The sequence below is a fragment of the Marinobacter sp. SS21 genome (assembly GCF_028369065.1).
Lineage (GTDB): Bacteria > Pseudomonadota > Gammaproteobacteria > Pseudomonadales > Oleiphilaceae > Marinobacter.
On sequence record NZ_JAQNDA010000017.1, the window covers coordinates 56,139 to 64,665 of the forward strand.

An 8,527-nucleotide genomic window follows, 5' to 3' on the forward strand; every position below is an offset into this window, starting at 1 on the left:
TGAGCGTAATCAAGTTGTCTTATAGTCGGATTCCACTGCCTTCATCTCTGTATCCCGAAGCCGCTTTCCAGTATTATGGCGGCCGTTCAGACCGAGGACTGTCTTAGCATCCCATCGCTAAGGCCCGACCCGATTCCCAGATTAGCGTGATACAGGTTTAGACCATGCTGGAACTTCGCGGCGCTCCCGCGCTTTCGCCCTTCCGCTCTCAGAAACTTCTTGCCCAGATTCAGGCCGTCGTGCCCGAGGTGGCGCATGTATACGCTGAGTTCATGCACTTTTCCGATCTGGAAGCCGAACTTTCACCGGCGGAACAGCAGGTTCTCGACCGCCTGTTGCGGTACGGTCCGAGCGTGCCGGTCGAGCAACCCGATGGCATCCTCTTTTTGGTGGTGCCCCGTCCAGGCACGCTGTCACCCTGGTCGAGCAAGGCGACTGAGATTGCCCGCAATTGCGGTCTCAAGCAGATTCGCCGGATTGAGCGGGGTACGGCCTACTACATCAAGGCCGAGGGTAAGCTGGGGCTCAAGCAGCGGGAGAAGATTGCCGCGCTGCTGCACGATCGCATGACCCAGAAGGTGTTCCACGAAATGGGCGGCGCTGAATTGCTGTTCAATCGGGAAGAGCCGCGGCCGCTGAATGCGGTCGGTATCCTGGCCGGAGGTCGTCGCGCCCTGGAAGTTGCGAATCAGGACTTGGGCCTGGCGCTGGCAGACGATGAAATCGATTACCTGGTCGATGCTTTTGCCGGGCTGGCTCGTGATCCGACCGATGTGGAATTGATGATGTTCGCACAGGCGAACTCGGAACACTGTCGCCACAAGATTTTCAATGCGTCCTGGGACATCGATGGTGAGGCCCAGGACAAGTCGCTGTTCGCGATGATTCGTAACACCTACCAGATGAACAGCGACGGTGTCCTGTCCGCCTATAAGGACAATGCGTCGGTGATTGTTGGCAGTCACGGCGGTCGGTTCTTCCCGGACCCGGCTTCCGGCGTTTACCGTTATCATCCGGAAGACATCCATATCCTGATGAAGGTGGAGACCCACAACCACCCGACCGCCATTTCGCCGTTCGCTGGAGCGGCAACCGGCTCTGGCGGTGAGATCCGTGATGAAGGCGCAACCGGTCGTGGCTCCAAGCCCAAGGCGGGATTAACGGGCTTCACCGTATCCAACCTGAACATCCCGGGTGACAAGCAGCCCTGGGAAGGCAGCTACGGTAAGCCGGAACGCATTGCCTCTGCCCTGGACATCATGATCGAAGGCCCCATTGGCGGTGCGGCGTTCAACAACGAGTTTGGTCGCCCCAACCTGGCAGGCTATTTCCGAACCTTCGAGGAAGCGGTTTCCGGCCCCGACGGGGAAGAAGTTCGGGGATACCACAAGCCGATCATGATTGCTGGCGGTATGGGCAACATTCGCCCGGAGCATGTGGAAAAGGGCCATATTCCGGTGGGCGCCAAGCTGATCGTCCTCGGCGGGCCCTCAATGTTGATCGGCCTGGGCGGTGGTGCGGCATCCTCCATGGACTCCGGCTCCAGTCATGAAAATCTCGATTTTGCCTCCGTTCAGCGCGACAACCCGGAAATGGAGCGTCGCTGCCAGGAAGTCATTGACCGTTGCTGGCAGAAGGGCGATGCCAACCCGATCTGCTTTATCCATGACGTAGGCGCTGGCGGTCTGTCCAATGCCATGCCGGAGCTGGTCAAGGACGGTGGCCGGGGCGGTAAGTTCGAGCTGCGTGAAATTCCCAACGATGAACCCGGTATGTCGCCGTTGGAGATTTGGTGTAACGAATCCCAGGAACGCTATGTCATGGCGGTGGCGCCGGAAAATCTCGAGCTGTTCGATGCCATCTGTCGCCGGGAGCGATGCCCCTATGCGGTCATCGGTGAGGCAACCGAGAGTCATCATCTGGAACTGGCCGATTCCTACTTCAATGACAAGGCCGTGGATCTGCCGATGGAAGTGCTGTTCGGCAAGCCCCCGAAGATGCATCGAAGCGTGGCCCGCTCCTCATTTACCAAGCCTATTTTCGACAGCACCAGGATTGACCCGAAAGATGCGGTCAAACGAGTGCTGCGTCTGCCGTCGGTAGGCAGCAAGAGTTTCCTGATTACCATTGGTGACCGCACCATTACCGGCCTGGTGGCCCGCGACCAGATGGTCGGACCCTGGCAGGTGCCGGTCAGTGACGTTGCAGTCACGGCGGCCTCGTTCGACGTGAACACCGGTGAGGCCATGGCGATGGGGGAGCGTACACCGGTTGCAACCATCGACGCGCCGGCTTCCGGCCGCATGGCGGTTGGAGAAGTCATTACCAATCTGGCCGCCGCGCCCATTGAAAAGCTCTCCGATATTCGCCTGTCGGCAAACTGGATGGCCGCTGCCGGACATCCCGGGGAAGACGCCAATCTTTATGACACCGTTAAAGCCGTTGGTATGGAGCTGTGTCCTGAACTGGGAATCACCATCCCGGTGGGTAAGGACTCCATGTCGATGAAGACGGTCTGGGAGGCAGACGGCGGTGAACAGAAGAGCGTTACCTCGCCGTTGTCGTTGATTGTCAGCGGATTTGCACCAGTCACCGATATCCGCCGTACATTGACGCCGCAATTGCGGACCGACGCCGGCGAAACGGATCTGATTCTCATTGATCTGGCTGCCGGCCAGAACCGTTTGGGTGGTTCGGCGCTGGCCCAGGTGTATGGTCAGGTTGGTGCCGTTGCACCAGACCTGGACGATCCGGAAGACATCAAGGCCTTCTTCGCTGTCATTCAGGGGCTGAATGGCGATGGTAAATTGCTCGCCTATCACGACCGTTCCGACGGTGGTGCCTTGGTTACCTTGGTGGAAATGGCGTTTGCCGGCCGGGTAGGTATTGACGTCAAGCTGGATGGGCTCGCAGAGGATGACAGTCAATTTGCCCGGGAGATGTTTAACGAGGAACTGGGTGCGGTGATTCAGGTTCGGCGGGAAGAGACCGAGCTGGTTCTGCAGCAGTTCTCGGCAGCGGGATTGGGCGAGCACACCTCGGTGATCGGAACACTGAACAGCGAAGATCGTATTCGCTTCTCCTTCGACGACGCGTCCGTGATTGATGAAGCCCGCAGCGACCTTCAGCGTCTGTGGTCCGAAACCAGCTATCGGATCCAGTCGCTGCGAGATAATGCCGACTGCGCCCAGCAGGAATTCGATAACATTCTCGATTCCGCGGACCCTGGCTTGCACGCTGAGCTGACCTTTGATCTCAATGAGGACGTTGCTGCGCCGTATATCGCCAAAGGGGTTTGGCCCAAGGTTGCGGTGTTGAGGGAGCAGGGCGTGAATGGTCAGGTAGAAATGGCTGCCGCCTTCGATCGTGCCGGTTTCGAATCGTTTGACGTTCATATGAGCGACCTGCTTTCCGGTCGAGCCGATCTGGAGGGTTTCAACGCTCTGGTCGCCTGCGGTGGCTTCTCGTTCGGCGATGTGTTGGGTGCCGGCGAGGGCTGGGCCAAGTCGATCCTGTTTAATGATCGGGTTCGGGACCAGTTTGCCCAGTTCTTCGAGCGGGAGGATAGCCTCGCACTTGGCGTTTGTAACGGCTGTCAAATGCTCTCCAATCTGCATGAGCTTATCCCTGGCAGTGAGGGCTGGCCGCGGTTTGTGCGCAATCAGTCCGAGCAGTTTGAGGCTCGCTTGGCCATGGTGGAAGTGGTTAAGTCCAACTCGGCGTTCCTGGACGGGATGGCAGGATCCCGCATGCCAATTGCGGTTGCTCACGGTGAAGGCCGGGTCGAGTTTTCCGGCGGGGCCTCCGCGGCCCAGTTAGCTGGCGATGGCCGTTTGGCGTTGCGTTATGTCGATAACCGAGGCCAAGCTACCGAGCGCTATCCATACAACCCGAACGGCTCTGAAGCGGGCATGACCGGTGTAACCTCGGCCAGTGGCCGTGTGACCATCATGATGCCTCATCCTGAGCGGGTGTTCCGGGCCGCGCAATTCTCGTGGCGACCGGATGCCTGGCAGGAAGACGGTCCTTGGCTGCGCATGTTCAGGAATGCTCGTCGTTGGTTTGACTAAGCGCTGCCTTCTGAACTAAAACCGATCATGGGCTGCTGCATTTTGGAGCAGCCCATGATCGGTTTTTTTGTGGCTGTTAGTAACGAATATCGTTACCAACTGTATCATTCTTGCTCAGCTACATCGGTGTAACAAAAAAATGTCGCTGATGGGTACGGTTGTGCGGCGGAAATCAAGAGCAAAACTTGCCTGAAACGCAGAAAAAACTCTTGACTCGTAAGGTTTATGCACATTTTCGGTGCTGTGCTGTATGCCCGCTGAGCAAGCTCGATATTCATTGCATAACTTTTGAGCCATCAGTGTAAGCTATTGATAGTAAAGCGTTTATCCTAATAGGCGAATTTGTCACCAATTTGACTCGAGGTCAGTAGTTATGGGGGGTAGGGGCGGATTCCCAAAAACTATCCCCAGAGTTATCCACAGAATCTGTGGGTAAGTTTCTAAGCGATTAATCTGTACAAAAAATGTTCTTCTCGGCAGCGGGGAGGGCGGATCGCGGTTGGGGAGAAGTAGCTGTGTATAAGTTGTGTTTTTTTGTGCCTGAGACCCATCTGGACCAAACCAAGCGCGCCCTGTTTGAAGCGGGGGCCGGTCGCATAGGGGATTACGATGCGTGTGCCTGGCAGACGTTAGGTCAGGGACAGTTCAGGCCGCTGGATGGCAGTCAGCCGTTTTTGGGGGAGCGGGGCGAGCTGGAGGTTGTTAGCGAGTATAAAGTTGAGATGGTGTGTCGGGACGATCTGATCCGGCGGGCGGTGGATGCGCTCAAAGCAGCGCATCCATACGAAGAGCCGGCGTATGAGGTGTATCGTCTCGAAGATTTCTAGGGAGCGACCGGCATCGGGCGTTATGACGTCGCCGCCTTTGCCTTCTGCCCCAGTTGAAACCGGATATCGCTGACATGGACCGGGAAGTTATTGTGCTCAATGTCTTCAATAAAGTGTTCCAGGGTGCGCTTTACCGTTGGAAAGGAAATTTCTTCCCAGGGGATTTCGTCCAGGCTGAACAGTCGGGATTCCAGGGACTCTTCGCCGGCACCGAACTCTCCGGTCTTAAGGCTGGCTCGGTAGAACATATGTACCTGGTCGATATGAGGCACGTGGATGATTGTGTATAGATCATCAATGCTCACATCCGCCAAGGCCTCTTCCCAGGTCTCGCGGGCTGCGGCCTCCAGCGTTGTTTCCGAGTTTTCCATGAATCCGGCCGGCAAGGTCCAGTAGCCATATCTGGGCTCGATGGCCCGCCGGCAGAGCAGGATTTTGCCCTCCCACACCGGCAGGGTGCCGGCGACGATTCGTGGGTTCTGGTAGTGTATGGTATCGCAGCTCGGACAGACGAAGCGGTGTCGGTTATCCCCCTCAGGAATGCGGTGTTCGACGAGATGGCCGCAACTGCTGCAGTATTTCATGGAGATCCTCGTATACTTTTGGAGAAGTAATCCTGTGCTTCCCAGTGTATCTGGCTGGCCCCGGTCTGTCTCACTTACGGAGTCACTGAATAGCTCCGAAGGTGCTAAAAATCAGAAATGGATCGAAGCTATTCAATGGCGCCTCATTCAAATGCAGTGATCGGGAGTGGGAAATTGCACAATCTTTTAAGCGAACGTCTGGCCGGGTATGCACCTAGGCAGCTTGCACTCGATTACCCCGAAGCTGGCGTATTGGTACCGGTGACTGAGGATCGTAGTCACCCCGAGATAGTATTTACGTTACGCTCAGCCAATTTGAACACTCATCGGGGGCAGGTCTCCTTCCCAGGTGGCAAGCGCGACAAGCAGGATGGCTCGCTGGCGGACACTGCGTTACGCGAGGCCCATGAGGAAATCGGTCTGGCGCCCGAGTTGGTGCAGGTGGTGGCGCCGCTGAGTCAGGTGATGTCACGCCATGGCATCTTGGTCACCCCTTATGTCGGAGTGATCCCCGCGGATGCGCCACTTACCGCCAATCCTGCTGAGATTGAAAGTATTTTTCGGGTTCCCATCGAATTCTTTCTGGAAGATCGGCGCGAGCGTACGGATGCCATTCCTTTTATGAACCACACCTTCTACGTTCCCTGCTATCGGTGGGAGCGATATCAGATCTGGGGATTGTCGGCTGTTGTACTGGTCGACTTTCTGAATGCTGTGTACGATGCCGGCGTTGATTTGCTGGAGCCGCGCACGGACTGACAGGAGAGAAATAATGCTTTACGAATTGGCAGGCCGCCGCCCTGAATTGCGTGGCGAAGGACAATTTATTGCTAGCAATGCCACCGTTATAGGCAGCGTGTTGATGGAGGAACACAGCAGTGTCTGGTTTAACGCTGTAATCCGGGGTGATAACGACGTCATCACCGTTGGTCCGGAATCCAATATCCAGGACGGCGCCGTTCTGCACACCGATGCCAGCATTAAATTAACCCTGGGCCGTGGCGTGACGGTTGGCCATAACGTCATGTTGCACGGCTGTGAAATCGGCGATTATTCGCTGATTGGAATCAATGCGGTGGTATTGAACGGGGCGAAGATAGGCAGGCATTGTCTGATCGGAGCGAATACCCTCATTCCTGAGGGGATGGTGGTTCCGGATGGCTCTATGGTTGTTGGCTCGCCTGGCAAGGTCAAAAAAGAGCTGAATGACAACCAGAAGAAAATGCTTGAGCTCAGCGCTGCACATTATGTTCAGAATGCGCGCCGTTATCTCGATGAACTGAAGCCTGTAGAGATCTGATATGAGTGTGGCCGACAAAGTGTTATCGCCTTGTGTGAGTGTGTGCGCGCTCGACGAAAACGACGTATGCATAGGCTGTCATCGCACCGGAGACGAGATCCTGAAGTGGAGTCAGTTAACCAACGATGAGCGTCGGGATGTCCTGAGGCTGGTGGCCAAGCGGGAAGAAAAGGTGGCGCTGTAAACCAGTGCCCCTGGATTGATAAAAAATCGAACGAACATTTTGGAAAGTTCAAAATGCAGATACGTTCAAAGTGTTGGAGAGTCTAACGTGTTGGAGAGTACAAGGTGAGCGACGGAGTAACGATCAAGCTGGGCACACCATCGCGGAACAATGCCTACCGGGTATTGCTCTGTGGGTCTGGTGAGTTGGGTAAAGAGGTGGTTATCGAGTTGCAGCGATTGGGCGTTGAAGTGATTGCGGTGGATCGATATGCCAACGCGCCGGCCATGCAGGTGGCGCATCGCAGCCACGTCATCGACATGCTCGACGCTCAGGCGTTAAGAGCGGTGATCGAGCTGGAGCAGCCTCAGCTGATCGTGCCGGAAATTGAAGCGATCGCCACCCAGGAGCTGGTTAAGCTGGAAGAAGAGGGTTATCGGGTGGTGCCGACCGCGCGAGCGGTTAATCTGACCATGAACCGTGAGGGCATTCGTCGGCTGGCGGCTGAGCAGTTGGGCTTGCCTACTTCGCCGTTTCGGTTTGCCGATTCCCGAGAGGCCTATCTGCAAGCCATTGAGGAGATTGGATTGCCTCTGGTGGTCAAGCCGGTGATGAGTTCATCCGGCAAGGGGCAGAGCACCGTTCGCTCGCAAGCCGATGTTGAGCCGGCTTGGGATTACGCGCAGAGCGGTGGTCGTGCCGGTAAAGGACGCGTGATCGTCGAGGGGTTTGTCGAATTCGATTATGAAATTACCCTGCTCACCGTACGCCATTCCGGCGGGGTCAGCTATTGCGAACCCATCGGGCATCGTCAGGAGGATGGTGATTACCGGGAATCCTGGCAGCCCCAGGCTATGACCGAGAAGGCCCTGGCCCGATCTCGCGAGATCGCTGGCGCGGTCACCGAAAATCTGGGTGGATATGGTGTTTATGGCGTCGAGTTGTTTGTTCGAGGTGATGAAGTCTACTTCTCTGAAGTATCGCCGCGTCCTCACGATACTGGACTGGTGACCCTGGTGTCCCAGGATCTGTCGGAGTTCGCGTTGCATGCGCGGGCAATACTGGGTATCCCTGTGCCGGCAATTCGCCAGCTCGGGCCGGCGGCGTCTTCGGTCATATTGCCAGAAGGGGACTCCGAGGCGCCGGCCTACTCCGGCCTTGAAGTGGCATTGTCGGAGCCCGATGTGCAGCTGCGTCTATTTGGTAAGCCGGAATTGAAGGGGCGTCGTCGTATGGGGGTTGCTCTGGCCAAGGCTGCCACTGTCGATGAGGCGAAGGCGAAAGCTGAGCGGGCCTCGGGCTCCATACAGGTTGATTTGTAGCCGGTTTGGTTGCATTGTGAGCGATATTCGGGGTTTTTGAAATTATTTCCGAAACCTCGTTGACACCTCCGCTGAGGTCTGTAGAATGCGCATCTCTTTCGAGGGGCACGCCACTTAAGTGGGCCGGAAATCGAAAGGCAACCGCTTGGTTTTATTGAAGATTTTGAGTTTCAACTTTCTTCAAAATAGCGGTTGACAAGGTGGCTCAGCACGGTAAAATGCGCGCCACCTTGAACGAGGTAGCCGGGAGGTTTCGGCGGT

Annotated in this window: 7 protein-coding genes; 6 read left to right on the plus strand and 1 reads right to left on the minus strand. The window is 56.4% G+C overall.

The annotated features are described in order from the left end of the window. The first annotated feature begins 164 nt into the window (after positions 1-164). Together purL and N6L25_RS17010 are read left to right on the plus strand one after the other, a co-directional pair. The gene (gene purL / locus N6L25_RS17005; RefSeq protein WP_271982808.1) at positions 165-4,070 is read left to right on the plus strand and encodes a phosphoribosylformylglycinamidine synthase; all 3,906 of its coding nucleotides are present in this window, start codon (positions 165-167) and stop codon (positions 4,068-4,070) included. 515 nt (positions 4,071-4,585) lie between these two features. Then, positions 4,586-4,897 carry a Nif3-like dinuclear metal center hexameric protein gene (locus N6L25_RS17010; protein ID WP_271982811.1) on the plus strand — a complete coding sequence of 104 codons (312 nt, stop codon included), beginning with the start codon at positions 4,586-4,588 and terminating at the stop codon, positions 4,895-4,897. A gap of 20 nt (positions 4,898-4,917) precedes the next feature. On the opposite strand, the gene N6L25_RS17015 is transcribed toward N6L25_RS17010, so the two are convergent. Then, positions 4,918-5,481, minus strand: a complete 564-nt coding sequence (locus tag N6L25_RS17015) for an NUDIX hydrolase (RefSeq protein WP_271982814.1) — start codon at positions 5,479-5,481, stop codon at positions 4,918-4,920. 135 nt (positions 5,482-5,616) lie between these two features. On the opposite strand from N6L25_RS17015, the gene N6L25_RS17020 reads away from it, so the two are divergent. From N6L25_RS17020 to purT, 4 genes are all read left to right on the plus strand, one after another. Beyond that, positions 5,617-6,240, plus strand: coding sequence for an NUDIX hydrolase (locus N6L25_RS17020; protein ID WP_442915265.1), 624 nt, complete (start codon positions 5,617-5,619; stop codon positions 6,238-6,240). A 13-nt stretch (positions 6,241-6,253) separates the two neighbouring features. Then, positions 6,254-6,781, plus strand: a complete 528-nt coding sequence (locus N6L25_RS17025) for a gamma carbonic anhydrase family protein (RefSeq protein WP_271982817.1) — start codon at positions 6,254-6,256, stop codon at positions 6,779-6,781. Between the two features lies 1 nt (position 6,782). Then, positions 6,783-6,965 carry a DUF1289 domain-containing protein gene (locus tag N6L25_RS17030; RefSeq protein WP_271982820.1) on the plus strand — a complete coding sequence of 61 codons (183 nt, stop codon included), beginning with the start codon at positions 6,783-6,785 and terminating at the stop codon, positions 6,963-6,965. Between the two features lie 104 nt (positions 6,966-7,069). Then, positions 7,070-8,266, plus strand: coding sequence for a formate-dependent phosphoribosylglycinamide formyltransferase (gene purT / locus N6L25_RS17035; RefSeq protein WP_271982822.1), 1,197 nt, complete (start codon positions 7,070-7,072; stop codon positions 8,264-8,266). Positions 8,267-8,527 lie beyond the last annotated feature (261 nt).

Excerpts from the sequence above, each read along its gene's own strand:
- N6L25_RS17015 (WP_271982814.1), bottom strand. The coding sequence starts at position 5,481 with ATGAAATACTGCAGCAGTTGCGGCCATCTCGTCGAACACCGCATTCCT.
- N6L25_RS17030 (WP_271982820.1), top strand. The coding sequence starts at position 6,783 with ATGAGTGTGGCCGACAAAGTGTTATCGCCTTGTGTGAGTGTGTGCGCG.
- N6L25_RS17025 (WP_271982817.1), top strand. The coding sequence starts at position 6,254 with ATGCTTTACGAATTGGCAGGCCGCCGCCCTGAATTGCGTGGCGAAGGA.
- N6L25_RS17020 (WP_442915265.1), top strand. The coding sequence starts at position 5,617 with ATGGCGCCTCATTCAAATGCAGTGATCGGGAGTGGGAAATTGCACAAT.
- purL (WP_271982808.1), top strand. The coding sequence starts at position 165 with ATGCTGGAACTTCGCGGCGCTCCCGCGCTTTCGCCCTTCCGCTCTCAG.